Source organism: Mangrovibacterium diazotrophicum (genome assembly GCF_003610535.1).
In the GTDB taxonomy this organism is placed as follows: Bacteria; Bacteroidota; Bacteroidia; order Bacteroidales; family Prolixibacteraceae; genus Mangrovibacterium; species Mangrovibacterium diazotrophicum.
The window spans coordinates 2,782,676-2,801,534 of record NZ_RAPN01000001.1 but is presented as its reverse complement, the minus strand read 5'-3'; the positions used below and the strand labels follow the sequence as shown (position 1 = coordinate 2,801,534).

Annotated in this window: 14 protein-coding genes; 10 read left to right on the top strand and 4 right to left on the bottom strand. The window is 45.0% G+C overall.

Going from position 1 to position 18,859, the window contains the following annotated elements; translation table 11 throughout:
• The first annotated feature begins 478 nt into the window (after positions 1-478).
• On the top strand, positions 479-3,241 hold the full coding sequence (locus BC643_RS11050) for a M16 family metallopeptidase (RefSeq protein ID WP_120273142.1): 2,763 nt from the start codon (positions 479-481) through the stop codon (positions 3,239-3,241).
• A 52-nt stretch (positions 3,242-3,293) separates the two neighbouring features.
• Here the strand turns inward: BC643_RS11050 and BC643_RS11045 are convergent, their stop codons facing one another.
• Positions 3,294-5,363 carry a helix-turn-helix domain-containing protein gene (locus BC643_RS11045; protein ID WP_120273141.1) on the bottom strand — a complete coding sequence of 690 codons (2,070 nt, stop codon included), beginning with the start codon at positions 5,361-5,363 and terminating at the stop codon, positions 3,294-3,296.
• Here BC643_RS11045 and BC643_RS11040 point away from each other — a divergent pair.
• The 5 genes from BC643_RS11040 to BC643_RS11020 all read left to right on the top strand — a co-directional run bounded on the left by BC643_RS11040 (position 5,345) and on the right by BC643_RS11020 (position 11,158).
• Positions 5,345-5,572, top strand: coding sequence for a hypothetical protein (locus BC643_RS11040; RefSeq protein WP_120273140.1), 228 nt, complete (start codon positions 5,345-5,347; stop codon positions 5,570-5,572). The two genes, BC643_RS11045 and BC643_RS11040, sit on opposite strands and share 19 nt — an antisense overlap.
• A gap of 96 nt (positions 5,573-5,668) precedes the next feature.
• The gene (locus BC643_RS11035; RefSeq protein WP_120273139.1) at positions 5,669-7,396 is read left to right on the top strand and encodes an acyltransferase family protein; all 1,728 of its coding nucleotides are present in this window, start codon (positions 5,669-5,671) and stop codon (positions 7,394-7,396) included.
• A 186-nt stretch (positions 7,397-7,582) separates the two neighbouring features.
• Complete coding sequence (locus BC643_RS11030; protein WP_120273138.1) at positions 7,583-8,335, top strand: NigD1/NigD2 family lipoprotein; 753 nt, start codon at positions 7,583-7,585, stop codon at positions 8,333-8,335.
• A 160-nt stretch (positions 8,336-8,495) separates the two neighbouring features.
• Complete coding sequence (locus BC643_RS11025; protein ID WP_120273137.1) at positions 8,496-10,346, top strand: helix-turn-helix domain-containing protein; 1,851 nt, start codon at positions 8,496-8,498, stop codon at positions 10,344-10,346.
• A 143-nt stretch (positions 10,347-10,489) separates the two neighbouring features.
• Complete coding sequence (locus tag BC643_RS11020) at positions 10,490-11,158, top strand: hypothetical protein (protein ID WP_120273136.1); 669 nt, start codon at positions 10,490-10,492, stop codon at positions 11,156-11,158.
• A gap of 175 nt (positions 11,159-11,333) precedes the next feature.
• Here the strand turns inward: BC643_RS11020 and BC643_RS11015 are convergent, their stop codons facing one another.
• Positions 11,334-12,026 carry a Crp/Fnr family transcriptional regulator gene (locus BC643_RS11015; protein WP_120273135.1) on the bottom strand — a complete coding sequence of 231 codons (693 nt, stop codon included), beginning with the start codon at positions 12,024-12,026 and terminating at the stop codon, positions 11,334-11,336.
• Positions 12,027-12,602: 576 nt separating this feature from the next.
• On the opposite strand from BC643_RS11015, the gene BC643_RS11010 reads away from it, so the two are divergent.
• Both BC643_RS11010 and BC643_RS11005 read left to right on the top strand, forming a co-directional pair.
• Entirely contained in the window at positions 12,603-13,850 is a 1,248-nt protein-coding gene (locus tag BC643_RS11010; RefSeq protein ID WP_120273134.1) for a metallophosphoesterase, read from the top strand.
• A gap of 33 nt (positions 13,851-13,883) precedes the next feature.
• Entirely contained in the window at positions 13,884-14,879 is a 996-nt protein-coding gene (locus BC643_RS11005; RefSeq protein WP_120273133.1) for an adenosine kinase, read from the top strand.
• On the opposite strand, the gene BC643_RS11000 is transcribed toward BC643_RS11005, so the two are convergent.
• Both BC643_RS11000 and BC643_RS10995 read right to left on the bottom strand, forming a co-directional pair.
• Entirely contained in the window at positions 14,871-15,485 is a 615-nt protein-coding gene (locus tag BC643_RS11000; RefSeq protein ID WP_120273132.1) for a deoxynucleoside kinase, read from the bottom strand. The genes BC643_RS11005 and BC643_RS11000 overlap by 9 nt on opposite strands.
• 63 nt (positions 15,486-15,548) lie before the next feature.
• Positions 15,549-17,075, bottom strand: coding sequence for a GH3 auxin-responsive promoter family protein (locus tag BC643_RS10995; RefSeq protein WP_120273131.1), 1,527 nt, complete (start codon positions 17,073-17,075; stop codon positions 15,549-15,551).
• Between the two features lie 165 nt (positions 17,076-17,240).
• Between BC643_RS10995 and BC643_RS10990 the strand changes: the two genes are divergently transcribed.
• Entirely contained in the window at positions 17,241-17,783 is a 543-nt protein-coding gene (locus tag BC643_RS10990) for a CvpA family protein (RefSeq protein ID WP_120273130.1), read from the top strand.
• The gene (locus tag BC643_RS10985; RefSeq protein ID WP_170154527.1) at positions 17,755-18,780 is read left to right on the top strand and encodes a DUF3667 domain-containing protein; all 1,026 of its coding nucleotides are present in this window, start codon (positions 17,755-17,757) and stop codon (positions 18,778-18,780) included. Before BC643_RS10990 ends, BC643_RS10985 begins: the two co-directional genes overlap by 29 nt.
• The last annotated feature ends 79 nt before the right edge of the window (positions 18,781-18,859 follow it).

Sequence of the window (18,859 nt, the reverse complement as noted above, 5' to 3'; positions counted from 1 at the left end):
ATAGATAAACGTTTTTCGCTTTTTACAGTTACTTTTTCGTTGGTGCTATATAGCTGCAAATAAGTATTTTAATGCGGAATGGGCTGTGGGCAAAAATTGCTTTTATTCTGCAGTCGAACTTTGTAAGGTGTTGGTTATTAGGAAGTATTTAGTAGGTCTCTTGCAAAATGATTTGTCCCCAATTTTTTTAGTCTGAAATTTGAAGGAGATCTAAGTGCGTCTGCTGGGGGATTTGCTAAAAACACCCAATTTCTGATTCCTCTTTTTCCTCAGGTTTCCAGGGGCTTCAATCATTATTTAAAATGGTTGAAATTTTGATAAGTATTTCGTAACTTCTTGCTTCTTTTTCGGCGACTACAGAAGAGAACAATGAATTCTCTTTAATAATCAGGAAAAAGAGAAACACTCAAATTATCCTCTTCTAACTTAAGATTTTAAGTACTACTTATCAACAACCAGAATCAATATTCAGAATCTTATGAAACAAAGATCTTATTGGAAATTTCGGCTTTATACGGCTTGTTTTGCGTTCTTTTTGTGTTTTAGTCAGTTAGTTGTGGCGCAAGATGGGGCGGAGTCAGGGATTGACATCCCTTACACGAAATATGTATTGGACAATGGCTTGACCTTGATCGTGCACGAAGATCACAAGGCCCCGATTGTGGCCGTCAATATTTGGTATCATGTAGGATCCAAAAACGAAAAACCAGGGAAAACCGGTTTTGCCCACTTGTTTGAACATTTAATGTTTAACGGATCTGAAAACTATAATGATGATTATTTTAAACCGTTTGAGGAAGTTGGCGCTACCGATATGAACGGTACTACAAATTACGACCGAACCAACTACTTTGAAAATGTTCCGGTTTCAGCACTGGATATGGCGCTGTGGATGGAGTCGGATCGCATGGGGCACCTCGTTGCGGCAATTGATACTGCCAAGCTTAATGAACAGAGAGGCGTCGTTCAGAATGAAAAACGCCAGGGCGAGAATCAACCTTATGCCGTTGTTCGCCAGTTGATGGCGGATAATTGTTTCCCCGCGGGGCACCCGTACTCGTGGACGGTGATCGGCTCGATGGATGATTTGGACGCAGCGTCGCTGGATGATGTTCACGAATGGTTCAAAAGCTACTATGGCGCCGCCAACGCGGTGGTTGTCATTGCCGGCGATATTGATGCGGAAGCGGCTTACGAGAAAGTGAAAAACTACTTCGGCGATATTCCATCGGGACCTCCTGTTGCAACGCCAAAGAAAAATATCGCAAAGCGCTCGGGAACAATTCGTGCGTCGGTAGAGGATCGTGTTCCGCAGGCCCGTATTTATAAAACATGGAATGTTCCGGCCTGGGGTTCTCAGGAAGCGAACGATTTGGATCTGATCAGCGACATTTTGGCGAAAGGGAAAACTTCGCGCCTTTATAAGCGCTTGGTGATTGATGATCAAATTGCCACGGATGTTGCTTCGTACATTGATGCCCGCGAAATCGCAGGTCTTTTTCAAATTTTTGCCACTGCGAAACCAGGTGAGGATTTGGCGAAGGTGGAACAGGCGATAGACGAGGAGCTTGCCCGTTTTTTGAAAGACGGTCCGACTGAGACTGAATTGAAGCGGGTGAAAGCGCAATACATGTCAGGCTACATTCGCGGCATTGAACGCATCGGTGGTTTTGGAGGTAAATCGGATATTTTAGCCAGCAGCCAGGTTTATGGCGGCAGTCCGGACTACTACAAAAACAACCTCAAGGAAATTGAAGCAGCCACCCCCGGAAGTTTGTTGGCGACTGCCCAAAAATGGCTTTCGGACGGAGTTTACGTCCTCGAAGTTCACCCGTTCCCGACCTATAAAACGGACGAGACAACGGTTGATCGTTCAAAATTGCCGGCTACCGGAGAAGCACCGGATGCCGTGTTCCCCGAAATTCAGCGGAAAACCCTGTCTAATGGTCTGAAAGTTGTTTTAGCCGAGCGCCATTCTATTCCGGTTGTTAACTTCAACCTGATGGTTGATGCCGGTTATGCAGCCGATCAGTTTGGCCTGCCCGGAACAGCCAGTTTGGCGATGAATATGTTGGATGAAGGAACCAAGAAACGTGACGTTCTCCAAATTAATGATGAATTGGCGATGCTTGGTGCTCAGCTTAGTAGTGGTTCCGATCTCGATAATTCCTTTGTATCGCTTTCATCAATGAAAATGAATTTGGATGCATCGCTGGATATTTATGCAGACATTATTCTGAACCCGGCTTTCCCCGAAAAAGAATACGCAAGACTCCAGAAGCAACAGTTGGCAAGAATACAACAGGAGAAATCCTCACCTTTCTCGATGGCATTACGACTTTTCCCGGGATATCTCTACGGCGCAAATCACGCCTACGGGAATTCGTTCACGGGTTCGGGAACTGAGGCTTCGGTAACCGAGATGACTGTTGACGATTTGGTGAAGTTTCACAATGATTGGTTTAAACCGAACAACGCCACTTTGATTGTCGTGGGCGATATTACCATGGACGAAGTGGTTCCGAAATTGGAAAAGCTGTTTGCCAATTGGAAATCCGGCGAAGTACCGGTTAAAAACATCGGCAAGGTTGAATTGCCCGAGCACTCGGTTGTTTATTTGATGGACAAACCCGGTGCGCAGCAGTCTGTAATTCTGTCGGGCAATGTTGCTCCGCCGAAATCTGATCCGGATGATATTGCCATGACCATGATGAATTCGATTTTGGGAGGCACATTCACTTCTCGCCTGAATATGAATCTCCGTGAGGATAAGCATTGGTCGTACGGAGCAGGCAGTGTTTTGCTTGATGCCAAAGGGCAACGTTTGTTTGTCGCTTACGCACCGGTGCAAACCGACAAGACAAAAGAGTCAATCCAGGAAATCAAGAAAGAATTGGTCGGTATCAAATCTGATAATCCGGCTACTGCGACCGAACTGGACAAAGTGCAAAAGAACGAAATTCTGAGTTTGCCCGGTTCGTGGGAGACTGCCGGTGCTGTGAGCCGTTCGATTGTAAACATGGAAGAATACGGATTGCCGCAGGATTACTACCTGACTTATGCCGGTAAAATCAAAAATCTGAACCTGAATGATATTACCGTTGCAGAGAACAAAGTTCTGTATCCGAATCAAATGGTTTGGATTGTGGTGGGCGACCGAGAAAAAGTAGAGCCAGGGTTGAAAGAGCTTGGTTTCGATGAGATTAAATTGATTGATCCGGACGGTAATCCGGTTGAATAGATTTGATTACAAAAAGATAGTGCAGGCTGATTCGTAAGGATCAGCCTGTTTTTTATTCAATCAAGTCTTTTGCTTCCAGCTGTTTTTCAAGCCGGTCGTGTTGTTTTTCGAATCTTCGTTTGATTTTTTGGACGATATTTTGGAAGGATTTGTCGTTGGTGAGTGAGTCGAACAACGGATCGATATCCAGAAAAAGGATGACCCAGTAGTGAAAGTTATCCTGTTTGGCAAACTGTTCCAGGTGTTCAAGTGCATCGGTTTTGTTGCCGGTATTCAGCGAATAAACGGACAAACTAAGTTCGCGGTAAATCGAATGATCTTCCTCAATGTACTGGTGATATTCTTCCATCAATTCATCAGCTCGTGCAGTTTCACCCATCTCGTAAAATACCCGTGCGATTTTGGCATTTTCAAACCGGTAGATGTCCAGTTGCAGACTTTGGCGGATGTTGACAAACCAGTTGTAATAGTGATAGGATTCCTTGTGATCGCGCTGGAAATAACAGACTTTTCCGATTTCCTGCATAATGTCCAGCCTGCTCGAATCTTGTTGGAATGTCTGAATCAGTTTTTGCTTAAGTATGTTGAGGTCTTCGTCTTCCGCATATTCAATGTAGGCTTTTACATACTGGGAATAGAGATTTCCGGGCCAGTACGAAAGCGACTTGTCGATATATTTCAGCGATTCTTCCACAAAACCATTTTGGATAAAAGCGTTGCTCAGGTGGAGGAAGATGTAGCTCGCGCTGGTTGAGTCGTTGGCTGCTATGTCGATTCGAGCTCCTTTCAATGCATATTCCAAATATTTGGCTGTGTTGGGCTTGTAGCTGACATAGTATTCGGAAAGCGTGTTGATGACAACGGCCGAGTTCGGATTGTAATTGTAAGCTTTTACCAGGTATGGTTCGGCCAACTCATATTCACCGGCCTGCAGGTAGAAGAACGATTTTGCCAAAAGACTTTGCGCCAGTTCGTCGTCGTAAAACATGGCCTTGTCGGCATATTGGTTGATGAGGTCAGTGTACTGCTTGTCGGTTTGGCCAAGGTCGAGCAGATAATACGAAATGGCAATATCGGCAAATGCCCGCGCAAAAGTCGGATCTTCCTCAATGGCTTGTTTGAACTGCGGGATCGCATTCCGTAATCCGGCCTCTGTTCCCATGTAAAACTGGTCCATTCCCTTCAGGAAATAGTCGTAGGCTTTCAGGTTTTGGGTTGGCTTTTTTGCGATCTGCGTTGCCTCATCGGGTGTAATAATCACTTCAATATTACTGGTAATGTTTTGGGCTATTTCCTGTTGAAGGTCGAAAATCGCGTCGGTTTGTCGCCGGTAATCCTCGGCCCACAGCTGGTTGTCTTTCAGCGCGTCAATTAATTGGATGTGTAGCAAAACTTCGTAGCCATCCTTTTGGCCACTTCCTTCAATCAGGTAGTCAACTCCCAGCTCGCGGGCAATTTCTGTCGCCGATTTCTTGCTCCCCCGGTATTTTTCCACCGAAGTCCGACTGATGACTTCGAGGTTGTTGATTTGCTGCAGCTTTGTGAGCACAGCTTCCATCAGTCCGTTGATCAGGTAGACGTTGCTCGAGTCATCGCTTTCGTTGTTGAATGGCAACACCGCAATCACCTTTCCCTGCTTGCTGGGTACCGAGTGGAAATGGCGGATCAGCAGAGTTACCGTCAGGCCGCTTACGATCACCAGCGCAATTGCAAGGACGATTTTAAATAAAGGTTTGGCATCTTCCTTGCACAAGTGGTGCTCCGGTTGGTGCCAATGATGCGGGGCGCGGTCTTTCGCTTCGCCCGGTGGGTATCCGTAATATTCGCGGAAGCATTTAATGAAGTAGGAGGGACTGCTAAAGCCAACTTGGTATGCAATTTCCGAAACAGTTGCCTCGGTGTCCAGCAACAGTTTTCGGGATTCAATCAGCCGGATTTGGCGGATAAACTGGGCGACGGATGACCCGGTCATCTTTTTCACTTTTCGCAACAGGTTGGAACGACTCATGCCAATTTCCTGGCCCAATTCAGAAACGCCGAATTGTTCGTTCGAACAGTTTCGCTCGATAATTGCTTTCAGATTTTCCAGAAATGCTTTTTCCGATGGCGCAAGTTCAGGCATTTGGTTTTTGTTGGTTTGCTTCTCGAATTTTAAAGATACAAATATTGGAAGACTATTCTATCGGATTGGTTTTTGCATTTCTGTTTCGCAAAAAATGCAGCTGGAATTTTTGTGCTGATGCGCTTGTGTTAGGAGATAAAAAATGGGGTGTTTCAGCGTTTTTGCATCATAGTTTATACGCATGGCGCATAGTTGATATGCCTGAGTGAAACTTCATGCAGCTTGGATTTTAGATGATTATTCCTGCGTCACGATTCGGAGGAACTTTGGAGTAGTTATTTGAAACACCAAAAAAATCTGTTGAAATGAAAACACGCGTTTATTTTTTAGACAACCTCCGCACCTTTCTGATCTTCTTAGTTGTGCTGCTGCATTCGGGCCTGGTTTATGAGTTTGTACTGGCCAATTCATGGATTGTTGTCGATCCGGAAAAAAGCAACTGGATCGGGATCATTCGGATGTACCTCGACTTGTTCGTCATGTTCAGTATCTTTTTTATCTCCGGTTACTTTGTGCGCATTTCGGTGCAGGGCAAAGAGGCTTGCCGCTTTGTGCGGTCCAAGCTGCGACGGATCACGCTGCCTTGGGCAGTCGCAGTTTTGACACTTATCCCGGCTTATAAATTTATCTTTCTGTACAGTCGTGGTTTACCGCAAGAGAATTGGATGACCTACTTCCACTTTTTCGAGCGTACCGGAAGTGATTTGACATTCTTTGCAAATAATCCGACGCAGAATTGGCTGTGGTTTTTACCTGTGCTGTTCGCCTTTCAGCTACTTTATCTTGCTTTGTATAAAATGAATTTGTTGTCTTTTCGAATTGGGTTGAAGACGGGAATCCTGCTGGCTTTCGGTGTAAGTTTTGCTTATTCGTCGGCGATTTCGTTTTTCAACCTGAGCGGATGGACGCACAGTTTTCTTTTCGATTTTCAAAACGAACGACTCGGTGTTTACATGTCGGCGTTTCTGCTAGGTTCACTTGTTAATAAGCTGAATGTTTTCGACAATTGGCAAAAAAACGTCAGGCAGTATATTTGGGGGAATGTGCTTTTGACAGTTGTATTGTGCATTTTTACCGCGGTTGCCCTGAATCTCTTTTTCAATCTGATTACGCCGGGGCGTGATTTCTATTTTGTTTCCGAATTGGTTGACCGCCTGGTGTATCAATTTACGGCGATCCTTTCCATGTTCAGTTTTCTGTATGTGTTGTTATATGCCTTCCGGTTTCAGCTAAACCGTACCAACAACTTGCTTGCGCAGTTGGCCGCTTCTTCCTATTCGGTTTACATTATTCACACCGTAGTGTTGGGCATTTTTGCGCTCATTCTTTTAAAATCGGGGCTGCCTTCGTCGTTGAAGTTTATCGTTTTAACGATTTCAACTTACGCCACTTCAACTTACCTGGTTTATGCGTGGCGAATGGGAATGCAAAAGCAAACAATGTTGAAAACCACACCGGCTTTTGTGCTTGTTGGTTTAATGATGCTTCTGGCTTTTAGCGGAAAACCCGTTGCTGCTTCTGCCGAAGAGAGGTCTGCAATTGTTGAGCAGCCGATGTCGGTACAAAGTATTCATGCCGCGGTGATTGGTGGTGATTTGCAGTCCGTAAAACAATTGCTGGATCAAGGCGAGGATATTGACAAAGCTGATCCGGAAGGTGGTTCGAGTCCTCTGATTTTAGCGGCCATGTTTGGGCAGACGGAGATTGCTGGGTACCTGATTGAGCGTGGAGCTAATTTGAATTTTCAGAACAACGACGGATCGACTCCGTTGCATACTGCTGCTTTCTTTTGCAGGACAGCGATAGTGAGCGATCTGCTGGAACACGGAGCAGATACCGGTGTTCGGAATAAATCGGGTTCGAATGCATTAGAGTCCATGCAGGTTCCTTTTGAAGTTGTGAAAGGGATTTATGAATATTTTGCCAAAGTGTACGGGCCGCTCGGCCTGAATTTGGATCTGGAACGGATAGAATCAGTTCGACCTGAAATTGCAGCACAAATAGCCGTTGTAATTTCTGCCGCTGGAAGGTAAAAACTGTTGTATTTGCAAGGAATCGGGGATTACAAAACAACAGAAAGTCCTTTTTTTGAAAGTTCGATTTTTGTAAATTGTTGAAGGCGAATCGATAAACGGAAAGGTGCTTTTCAAAGCAACCATTTTCAAAACTCTCCATCTATTGGGTATAAGCTTTTGGGAATTTTTAAACAGAACAGAACAATGAAACTATTAAAAAATGGATTTTTCTTTTTGCTCATCAGCGTATTCCTGGTGAGTTGCAACGATGACGACGACGATTACTCGTTGGGCAAGTATTGGATAACGACCGGCACTGTCGTAAAATCATCTGATTATTTCTCGGTTACGACCGATGGCGGCGACAAATTGTGGCCCTCGGCTACAAATGTCGACCCGGAACATTTGGAAGACGGCATGCGGGTGTTTGTGAACTACACGATTCTGGACGATGCTGAGGAAAGTTCGGGATACGATTACTATGTGAAAATTAATTCTATGTCGGAGATTCTGACCAAGCCGATTTTCAATTTTACGGCCGAGACAACGGAGGAGGTGAGAGACTCGATAGGAAATGATGCGGTAACCATAACGGATACCTGGTTTACGGACGATTACCTGAATGTTCAGTTTGAATACGGAGGTGGATTGGGATTCACTCATTTCATCAATTTGGTTAAAGACACGGACGATTTGGAGACTGGTGACGGTGAGATTATTCTGGAACTGAAGCATAACAAGAACGGAGATCCATACAATTACCTGCAGTGGGGTATTGCTTCTTTCGATATTTCGGAGCTTCAGGTTGATGGACAGACATCCGTCGATATTTACCTGCGGGCTTTGGATAAGGAAGGAGAATATCAATACAACTTGGTGCTGACTTACGATTACTCGTTGAAAGAAGCACAGGCAAAAGTTTTTCAAAAAGACGACATGTTGAACATGCTCGAGTAGCGATTCAATTTAGCAAATAGATTTACGAAGGAGTTGTCCGGTATAGGGCAGCTCCTTTTCATTTGTGCAAAAACGATCGCCTTCTGCTGGACTGGAAAACCTCAATAAACATCATTTCGTATAGCTCAGTACTGGTTTAAAACAATCCCGGCAAATCCGAATGCAGGAGCACTTCGTCAATAAGGTTAAAGAAATTATTCTTCAAAATTTGGAGGACGAAAAGTTCGGTGTTTCTGATTTGGCCAAAGCTGTTGGTTTGAGCCGTTCGCAGATTCTCCGGAAAGTGAAGCTTGGGACAGGGAAATCTGTCAATCAGCTTATTCGTGAAATTCGGCTTGATGAGGCGCGCAAACTTTTGGAAGAAAAGGATCTCACAGCTTCTGAAATCGCTTATAAAGTTGGGTTTAGCAGTCCATCTTATTTCAATAAGTGCTTTTTGGATTTTTACCGATTAACACCCGGAGAGTATAAAAAGCAATTGGAAGAAGGAGGAACGGCAGTACTGTCCGGGCAAGTCGGCAAAGTTCGTTGGTGGCGGAAGAAGCCTATTGTTGTTTCGCTGCTTGTGATGATGCTTGTTTTGATGGGCTATTTGTCGATTGTGATTCCTGAAGACGAACAGGTGAGCGAAAAAATGGCCATTGCGGTTCTGCCTTTTCAGTTTTTATCCGAAAATCAGGACAAAGAATACCTGGCTGACGGAATAACCGAAGCGCTCACTTTTGAATTGTACAAGAACGCCGGAATCCGGGTGATTTCCCGAGGTTCGGCAATGGTTTATAAAAATAAGCAACAGCTTTACCCCGAAATAGCGCGGGATCTGGGTGTCGACCTTTTGTTGGAAGGATCGGTCATTTATGATGAAGACAGCTTGCGCGTAGTCGTGCAGTTGATAGACCCTTTGCCTGAAGAGGATCATGTTTGGGCGGGAACTTACGATCAGGACTCCGGCGATGTTTTGCCATTGATTAGTCATGTTTCAAATGAAATAGCCGGTGAGATTTCGAAAATAACCGGAAAGACGCTGGAAAAGGTGGAAGAACCTGAAGTGCCCGCCGAGGCCTATGATTTGTACCTGCGGGGTCGTTACCTGGTAAATACACAAAAAATTCGATATAACTCGCTGGTGAAAGGAATCGGCTATTTGAAAGAATCGATTGTGTTGGCGCCCGATTTTGCGCCGGCCTACGTTGCTTTGGCAGAAAGTTACCTGGCGGTGAATACACTCATTGGCGATAACCTGGAAAAGAATACGAACCGTGAAAATGCGCGGCTAGCTATTGGTCAAGCAAGAGTAATAGACCCGGATTTGGCGGAAGCTGATATAGTCGGAGGGCTTGTTCTAGGTAAGCTCGATTGGAATTGGGATGAGATGAAAAGGATGGTGGAAAAAGGCCTGGCAGCGGAGCCTAGCAATGCACGCGCGCATCTCATACTATCAGACTATTATGTGGTGAATGGTCAGTATACTCAGGCGATTGAAGAAGCATTGAATGCAGAAGACCTGGATCCTGTAAATCCGGCAACAGGTTGCGTGGTTGCCGAGCGGTACTACATTGCCGGGCAATATCGGGAGTCGGTTCGGAAATACTTGCAGGTGATCGAGCTTAACCCGAATTATGGCTTTGCCTGGAATGGAATTGGTTTTGCGTACTACCAGTCGGGTGAAAAGGAGAAAGCGTTGAAAGCGTGGTTGCAGTTGCAACATATCATGGGAAATGAAGCTATGATTGATTGTTATAACACCGACACCTTTGAAAACTGCCTGTACTTTTGGCTGACGGGAGCTACACAGAACGAAGCTCGCTACTGTTCGAACCCGGTAATTATTGCATCGATTTACATGATGCTGAATCTAAAGGAAGATGCGATGAAGTATCTTCAAATTGCCCTCGACTATAAAAACGAAGATCTTCCGGTGATGGTGACTTATCCTGATTTTTATCCGTTGCATTCTGATCCCGCCTTCCGAAAGCTTGTCGACAAACTAGGAGTTGTGCTTCCCCGTTGAATTTCCCGTTGCATTTTTAAATACTGCCTGATGCGTCAATTTTGAAAGGGCTGCTTCAGGATTGATAGTTTGTGCTCGCAGGCTGCTAAGTTATAAGGTGATGATAACCCGAACTTTGGGTTGTAATCTTTAAGTCTGCTATCATGAAAAAATTAACTTGTGTTTTTGGAATTTTTCTGGCTTTGGTGCTGGTGTTGAGTGCCTGCCAGGAAACAGCTTTGGATGAGAATGTGACTCAGGAAGAGCTAAAAAAAGCGAACGTCAAGCTAACTGGGTTTGATGATTGGGGTTTTAACTGGAATGCACAGCAGTTTAATGGCTACCTGATAAACATGATGTTGGGGGACAGCTATTTTGAGGGCTGGCCACATTACAAGCAGCATGTTTATAACGGTGAGGGTAGCGAGTTTTGGAATATGCTGGTAGCCAATTATGACTATTGGATTTATATGATGCCGCCTGAGCTGCTGGATACAAGGCTGAATGCGCATTGGAATTCTGGGTTGATTCGTAAAGACGGAGTTTATCCGGAGACTTGGGTCAACTCGAACGGTTGGATTGTATTTAAGTACTCCGGAGAGGTGGATGGGCAATACTGGTCTCATATGAGAAAGCTGGTTTCAAGCCGGTCGTCCGATACCTTGTCGGGTGGAATTTGGTATAATTCAGAGGGTAAAGAGATTGGTTTTGAATCGATGTACTGGCCGGAGTTGATCGTTATTCAGGTTGTTAACGAAGGAGAAATTCCTCCTTTTTTCTACGATGAATATAATAGTCCTTGGGGGCCCGGATACGGGAAGTATAAAAATTAGAAGCTGAACCTGAATTGTTTGTAGGTTAGAACTTGTTCCCCAAAGATAAAATGGCCGTTTTTAGGTTGAAAATTTGATTTCAACATGGTTGGAGGAGGTCATTTTGATAGCAGAAAAGCCGGCCAAGTTGGTCGGCTTTTCTCTGACTTTTGCTAATTGACTTTCCGATGGAAGCTTAACCTTTCTGTTTGATTTCTTCAAGCTTGTTTTCATCCCGAATGACGATTTGGCTTTTCTGAAGTTCGATGATGCCATCATCATGAAAGCTTTTAAGTTGACGAGTGACGCTTTCGCGGGAAGTACCGATCAGCGACGCTAACTCGGCTTTGGTAAGGTTCAATTCGAAAGGGTTCTTCTTGTACACTTGCCGGTAGAAGTAGAGAAGTGCCGTCGCCAGTCGGCCGGGGAGCTGCTGTTGCACATTGTTGATGAGCCGTTCGAAGTAATTCATCTCGTCGTGAAAAATATAGCTGATGACCTCTGACGCGAAAGCACCGTTCATTTTTAGCAGCTGGTCGAAGTAATGAATGTCGAGGTAACAAACTTTGGTATCTGTTATGGCAACCGCTGAAAAGTAGTTGGTCTTGCGTTTTTCATCGAGGTTCTGCAGCCCGAGAAAAGCTCCCTCTCCGGAAATACTGAGAATATATTCTTTGGCACTGATACCTTTCTTGTAAAGTTTTACAAATCCCTGGCGGATGTACGTGACGAATTGCGCTGGCGCGTTTTCCTTCAGTATTAATTCTCCCTTGCTGAAATCAGTCTGAGAACAACCTTGTTCGAGGATCGCTAATTGGTCGTGCTCTAAAACCGATACTGCTCTCGATTTAATCCGGCAATTGCGGCAACTGTAGTTTGTCAGGTCCATTTTCTGTTTCTTCCGTTTTTGCGAATGTCACACACCCCTGTGATTTATATCACGCAATATAATGAACAAATGTTTCAAACGTGAGCTAAATTTGCTAAAAAGAGGAACTCATGAACAAGTTGTTTACATTGACGTGTTTTTATGCAGGAGTTTGGGGCATCTTAGGCTTTCTGGTCACAATTATTTTAGGTGCGCTGTTTTGCTGCGCCGGATGGTCGCAAGCTTTTTACATTCCATTGCTTGTGCTGTTTGCTTTAGTCGGAATCGCAATGATCTGGAGAAGTGTTTCCAAATGTTGTCAGCAATTTCACTAAGCGTCCGATAGTGGGAAATAATTGGTGCATGGAGTCATCGTTTTTTAGTAGCGATGATTATCGAGCCTAGCCATACATTCAAGCATATTGTGTCGGTTGGAGGATCGGCAAAAGGAGGATGTCGGTTCATCTGTTGAGCCGGCTTTTTTTGTTATTCTGATCTTCCGAAAACCATCTGTTTTTTGTGTTGTTTAAGTAAATTAGCTGCAGAAAAGCCATGAAATTGCAGTTTGAATTCAAATAAACAACAGAAAGCAGAAAAATGAGATTAGCTATTTTTGTACTCTTCGTCCTGGTTGTCGAGTATTACTCCTATGTGGCCGTGCGATCAGTTTTGCGTGATGTAAACCCGAGCTGGTCATGGGTTCTTTGGACACTATACATCCTACTTAGTTTGAGCGTTTTTTTCAGTTTTTATGCCTTTCCCCATTTTGGGAGAAGTGGCTGGCCGTCTGTCGCTTTAAAGTATTCGGTAAATACTTTGGTTGGTGTGTTCCTCGGTAAATTTCTGATTGCAGCCATTTTATTGCTGGCCGATCTGGTGATGATTATTCCGAATGCCATCAGCTTTTTACTTTCCTTCAAAGATCACCCGGTCGGAAACCCGCCGGAAGGATCCCGTTTTATCAGCCGTTTCACATTCATCTCTCAAACAGCTTTGTTGCTGGGCGCGGCGCTTACGGGAGGCTTGGTTTATGGCATGACGAACCGTTACCGCTACCAGGTGAAGCGGACGAAAGTGAAACTGAAAAATTTGCCGGAAGAGTTTAAAGGAATGCGGATCGCTCAAATCTCGGATGTTCATTCCGGAAGTTTCGACAACCCGGAAGCGGTGGCAGAAGGAGTAGAAGCCATTTTGCGTGAGAAACCTGATTTGATTCTGTTTACCGGCGACCTTGTTAACGATCGCGCGGGTGAGATAGTTCCGTACAAAGAAGTGTTCAACCGCCTGAATGCACCGCTTGGTGTTTATTCGGTGTTGGGCAATCACGATTACGGCGATTATGTGTCGTGGACTTCCGAGGAAGAGAAGAGGGAGAATCTCGACCAGTTGAAACAGCATCATGCCGACATGGGCTGGCGATTGTTAGTGAACGAGCATGTTTTGCTTGAGCGGGAGGACAAGCAAATCGCTTTGATCGGGATTGAAAATTGGGGGGCAAGAGGCTTTACCAAATACGGCGATATGAAAAAGGCAGTAGCCGGGCTGGATGAAAAAGGGGTGTCAGCTAAAATCCTTATGAGTCATGATCCGTCGCACTGGGATGCTGAGGTTAGAAAAGAATACACAGATATTGACTTGACTTTGGCGGGTCACACGCACGGCATGCAGTTTGGGATCGAAATTCCCGGGTTGAAATGGAGCCCTGTTCAATACGTTTACAAACGATGGGCAGGATTGTACCGCGAACAGGATCAGTATCTTTACGTGAACCGCGGATATGGATTTATCGGTTACCAGGGGCGGCTGGGAATTTTGCCTGAGATCACGCTGATTGAGTTGACTTAATTTTAAAACCGCCTTTTTTACTATTTTTGCCGCATGGAAAACGCAAAAACTCAAAAATCAATCGTCGGAATCGGTAGCGCGCTGGTCGACGTGCTCGTTCAGTTAAAAGATGATCAACTGTTGAATCAGTTTGGTTTGCCGAAAGGTAGTATGACGCTGGTTGACGCTGATTTGTCGAAACGTATTCTGGATGCGAGTGCCGAGTTGGAATCGGGAATGGAAACCGGGGGGTCTGCTGCCAACACCATCAGGGGTATTGCTCAGTTGCGCGGAAAAAGCGGTTTCATCGGCAAAGTGCACGACGATACAATGGGGCAGTTTTTCAAAAAATCATTCGAAGATCTTCAAATTGAACCGCATTTGTTCAACGGCAGCATTCCTTCAGGAGTAGCCGCAACATTGATTTCTCCGGATTCGGAACGAACCTTTGGAACTTACCTTGGTGCCGCGAGTGAACTTTCGGTAGCCGACCTGTCGGATAAGTTATTTGCAGATTACGACTATTTACACATCGAAGGATATTTGGTTTTCAACCACGAGCTGATTGAGGGTATCCTGAAAATTGCCAAGAAAAACGGCTTGACGATTTCGCTGGATATGGCGAGCTACAATGTGGTTGAAGCGGATCGCGGATTTTTGACGCGTTTGGTGAACGACTATGTTGACATTGTTTTTGCCAACGAGGAAGAAGCCAAAGCTTACACCGGCAAAGAGCCGCAAGAAGCGTTGGAAGAAATTGCCCAACAGTGTTCGGTTGCCATCGTGAAAATCGGCAAAGAAGGTTCGCTGGTGAAATCCGGTGATCTGTATGCGCGCATTGCGGCTACGCCTGTAAAAGCAATTGATACAACCGGTGCAGGCGATGTTTATGCATCCGGATTTTTATATGGATTGGCCAACGGCTTGACACTTGAATCTTGCGGAAAGTTGGGAGGGATTCTGGCTGCAGAGGTGATTCAGGTACTTGGGGCCAAAATCCCAGATGAATCCTGGCCCCAAATATTTAAAGCGCTCGAAGGCTTAAAATAAGCCGTGGATCTGAGCGTCGATTTTATCAATAATACTACTTAAATCTTCCGGGTTGTGTGTGATGTCGATCTTGTCGACATTGACGATTAGTAATTTGCCGTCTTTGTAGCGGTTGATCCAGGCTTCGTAGCGTTCGTTCAACTGCTTCAGGTAGTCAATCCGGATAGAGTTTTCGTAATCGCGTCCGCGCAACTGAATCTGGTTCACAAGTGTTGGCACACTTGCACGCAGGTAAATCATCAAATCCGGAGCTTTCACCAATTTACTCATCAACTGAAACAGGCTGGTGTAGTTTTGGAAGTCGCGGGTCGACATCAGTCCCATGGAGTGCAGGTTCGGTGCAAATATTTCGGCGTCTTCAAAAATGGTTCTGTCCTGAATGACGGTTTGTCCCGAATTCTGAATGTCGAGCACCTGGTTAAAACGACTGTTCAAAAAGTAAATCTGAAGGTTGAATGACCAACGCTGCATGTCTTCGTAAAAATCATTCAAATAGGGATTTTCGTCAACATCTTCATAATGAGGTTTCCATCCGTAGTGTTTAGCCAACATTTCGGTCAGGGTCGTTTTCCCCGCACCAATATTCCCTGCAACTGCAATATGCATGTTTGATATATTTTTTTCTGATTGTAGATTACAAATTTATAAAATGCCTTGTGGGCAGAACGCTTATTTTTCAAATTTATTTCGCTGCAACTCCAGCAGTTGATCGAGGTAAACCCGATCGTTCGCCAGTCGCGGAATTTTATTTTGACCACCAATTTTGCCCCGCTGTTTCATCCATTCGTAGAACAGTCCGTCCGGAGCAACGTCCACTTGCGGGCGTTCCAGCGTGATACTTTTATGGCGTTTCGCTTCGTAGTCGGAGTTTAGCGTTTTTAAAGTCCCATCCAAAACCGAGATGAAATGTTCCAGGTCGTCCGGTTTGTTTTCGAACTCGATTAACCACTGGTGTTTGCCTTTCTCGTCTCCGCTCATAAAGACAGGACCTGCCGTGTATTCGCGAATGGTTGAATTTGTCCGGCTGCAAGCTACCTGCAAGGCTTCTTCCGCGTTGTCGATGATTAATTCCTCGCCGAATGCATTGATGTAGTGTTTGGTTCGTCCGGTAATTTTGATTTTGTACGGATTGCGCCGGGTGAACTTCACCGTGTCGCCAATCAGGTAGCGCCACAAGCCTCCGTTTGTACTGATTACCATCGCGTAGTTCTTCTCCAGCTCGATATCCTGCAGGCTCACCGCCGGCGGATTTTCCTGGTGAAACTGATCCATCGGGATGAACTCGTAGTAGATGCCATAATCGAGCATCAGGAGCATGTCGGTACTTTCCGGATTATCCTGAATCGCAAAGAATCCTTCGGAGGCATTGTAGGTCTCCATGTATTTCATCTTATCCGAAGGAATAATCTGGCGGTACTGTTCGCGGTACGGATCGAACTTGATACCTCCGTGAATGAAGACTTCCAGGTTGGGCCAAACATCTAAAATGTTGTTTTTGCCGGTTGCTTCAAGCACGCGTTTCAACAAAACCAGGTTCCAGGACGGTACTCCGGCTAACGAAGTCACATTTTCGTCGCGCGATTGCTCGATGATTTTCACGACCTTCTCTTCAAACTCCTCGATCAACGCTACTTCTGCTGGCGGTATCCGAATGAAGTCGGACCAAAATGGTGTGTTTTCAATCAGGATCGCCGACAAGTCGCCATAGTACGAGTTGTTGTTGAAACTGTTGACCCGGTGACTTCCGCCGAGGGTGAGCGATTTACCCAATAGCACCCCTGACTCAGGATTGTTTTTCAGGTACAGCGCCAGCACATCTTTGAAGCCGCGGTAATGCACATCTTCGAGCGAGTGTTTGCTCACCGGGATAAACTTGCTTTTGTCGTTAGTTGTTCCCGACGATTTGGCGAACCATTTGGTCTCACCCGGCCAAACGACATTTTTTTCACCTTTCAGCAATCGGTCGATAAAAGGCGAGTAGTCTTCGTATGTACGGATGGGAATGCGGTTTTTGAAGTCGTTTTCAGTTGCGATGCTCCTGAAGTCGTATTTCTGCCCAAACTCGGTGTCCCGGGCATGATCCAATAGTTCAAACAAAACCTCCCTTTGCGTGTCAATTGGGTGCTTCTTAAATAAGTCAATTTCGTATATCCGTTTATAGTTAAGCCAATTGACAATGGAGTTGATTATAGCCATATAGGTACTGTCGTTACGTTCCCAACGAAAATAAGGTTTTCCGTGCGAAAGGACTTAAACTAACTGGTAATTTTTGTAAACAAAAGTTAGCTGATGTGGGCGCACTTCTGCAGGAACAACAAATATTTTTTATTTTTACTTCAGAATAATCCCTTTCTCTATCGTATGAATTACATTGATATCATTCTTGGTATTTTGCTTGTTATTGCCGCTGTGCGCGGATTTATTAAAGGTTTCATTGTGGAACTTGCCTCGCTGGTAGCCCTCATTTTAGGTATTTGGGGTGCCATTCATTTCTCGCATTTCACTGCAGGTTTCCTGGTCGATACTTTCCATTGGGAGAGTGAACACGTGGGCCTGGTTGCCTTTATCATCACTTTTTTGATCATACTTGTGGTGGTGCATATTTTGGGGAATATTCTCACAAAATTGGTGGAAGCTTTGGCTTTGGGATTTTTGAATCACCTGGCCGGCTTGTTCTTTGGTGTGTTGAAAACAGCACTGATTTTAAGTATTATTTTGCTGTTTTTTGATCGGATCGATGAAGATGCGCACCTGATCTCGCAGGAAACCAAAGAAGAATCGCAGGTTTATGAGCCTTTGAAGAATTTGGTTCCGACGCTTTTGCCATTTTTGAATTTCTGGGATGAAACGGAAGACCTCCAAAAATCGAAAACAAATGGCAAAAAAGTGGACAAGATGGTTTAAGGAAAAAAAGGTTCCTTTTGACCAGTTGGAGCCGCACGATTGTCCCAACTGCGGGACCGAGTTCAAAGGTTATTACTGCCCCAATTGCGGCCAGTCGGACACCGAGTTTGATCGTCCTTTTGGCTTTGTGATTTACAACTTCATGGGCGACTTTTTCGCGTTCGACTCGCGCTTTTTCTTAACATTCAAATATTTGTTGTTTAAACCGGGCTTCCTGACAAACGAGTTTTTGGAGGGAAGGAGGCAACGCTATGCCCCGCCGTTTCGGATCTTTATTTTCCTTAGCTTTTTGTTATTTCTCTTGCTCCAGGTTTTGACGGACGCCGCGTTGAAGAAACCAATTGGCTTTAATCCGGAAGAGAAAGCTGTTTCAACCGTGATCGACTCGATTAGTACAGCAATGAACGATCCGGAATTGAGGTTGGCGATGGATGAGACGGATTCGCTGGAAACAAAAGTAAAGATTGGGTTGGAAGATGTGCTGACAAAGAGCACGCTCGAAGAAAAATTGGCGGTATTTTCCAAGGAACTCGACGAGCAGTTGAAAACCGAAACAGATCCGGAGAAACGCGAGGATTTGATCCAGATGAAGCACGTTGTTGAGTCGCCCCGGGCAATCACCAGCACCATTTTGAAATACCTTTCCTGGGCCTTTTTTGTGATGTTGCCGGTGTTCGCCGTCTTTTTGGCGCTGCTTTATGTGCGTCGGAAGATGCATTTTATCCGGCACCTGGTTTTTTCGGTCCACATTCATTCCTTTGCTTTTCTGCTGAATATTTTTGTGGTTTCGTTTGCGCTGTTCTGGCACTTTTCGGGTTGGGCTTTGTTCTGGGCGTTTGTCATCATTCAAGTTTACATTTACATGGCCTTGCACCGTTTTTACCGTCAGGGCTACCTGAAAACCTTTTTCAAGTTCATCCTTTTGGGCGGAATTTACACGATGTGCATCTCGTTGGCAACGGCTTACGTGATCTACAATGCCTTTGTCTCCGTGTAATTTCCAATGCTTCTGAAGATGGTGATTAAATCCCGGAAGCATGACCGCCTTACCGGTTCATTTTTATATCTTTGCCCGG

Bases quoted from the DNA above. Each gene is read 5' to 3' on its own strand.
- BC643_RS11050 (WP_120273142.1), top strand. From the start codon at position 479: ATGAAACAAAGATCTTATTGGAAATTTCGGCTTTATACGGCTTGTTTT.
- BC643_RS11040 (WP_120273140.1), top strand. From the start codon at position 5,345: ATGGCGCAAGTTCAGGCATTTGGTTTTTGTTGGTTTGCTTCTCGAATT.
- BC643_RS11045 (WP_120273141.1), bottom strand. From the start codon at position 5,363: ATGCCTGAACTTGCGCCATCGGAAAAAGCATTTCTGGAAAATCTGAAA.
- BC643_RS11035 (WP_120273139.1), top strand. From the start codon at position 5,669: ATGAAAACACGCGTTTATTTTTTAGACAACCTCCGCACCTTTCTGATC.
- BC643_RS11030 (WP_120273138.1), top strand. From the start codon at position 7,583: ATGAAACTATTAAAAAATGGATTTTTCTTTTTGCTCATCAGCGTATTC.
- BC643_RS11025 (WP_120273137.1), top strand. From the start codon at position 8,496: ATGCAGGAGCACTTCGTCAATAAGGTTAAAGAAATTATTCTTCAAAAT.
- BC643_RS11020 (WP_120273136.1), top strand. From the start codon at position 10,490: ATGAAAAAATTAACTTGTGTTTTTGGAATTTTTCTGGCTTTGGTGCTG.
- BC643_RS11015 (WP_120273135.1), bottom strand. From the start codon at position 12,026: ATGGACCTGACAAACTACAGTTGCCGCAATTGCCGGATTAAATCGAGA.
- BC643_RS11010 (WP_120273134.1), top strand. From the start codon at position 12,603: ATGAGATTAGCTATTTTTGTACTCTTCGTCCTGGTTGTCGAGTATTAC.
- BC643_RS11005 (WP_120273133.1), top strand. From the start codon at position 13,884: ATGGAAAACGCAAAAACTCAAAAATCAATCGTCGGAATCGGTAGCGCG.
- BC643_RS11000 (WP_120273132.1), bottom strand. From the start codon at position 15,485: ATGCATATTGCAGTTGCAGGGAATATTGGTGCGGGGAAAACGACCCTG.
- BC643_RS10995 (WP_120273131.1), bottom strand. From the start codon at position 17,075: ATGGCTATAATCAACTCCATTGTCAATTGGCTTAACTATAAACGGATA.
- BC643_RS10990 (WP_120273130.1), top strand. From the start codon at position 17,241: ATGAATTACATTGATATCATTCTTGGTATTTTGCTTGTTATTGCCGCT.
- BC643_RS10985 (WP_170154527.1), top strand. From the start codon at position 17,755: ATGGCAAAAAAGTGGACAAGATGGTTTAAGGAAAAAAAGGTTCCTTTT.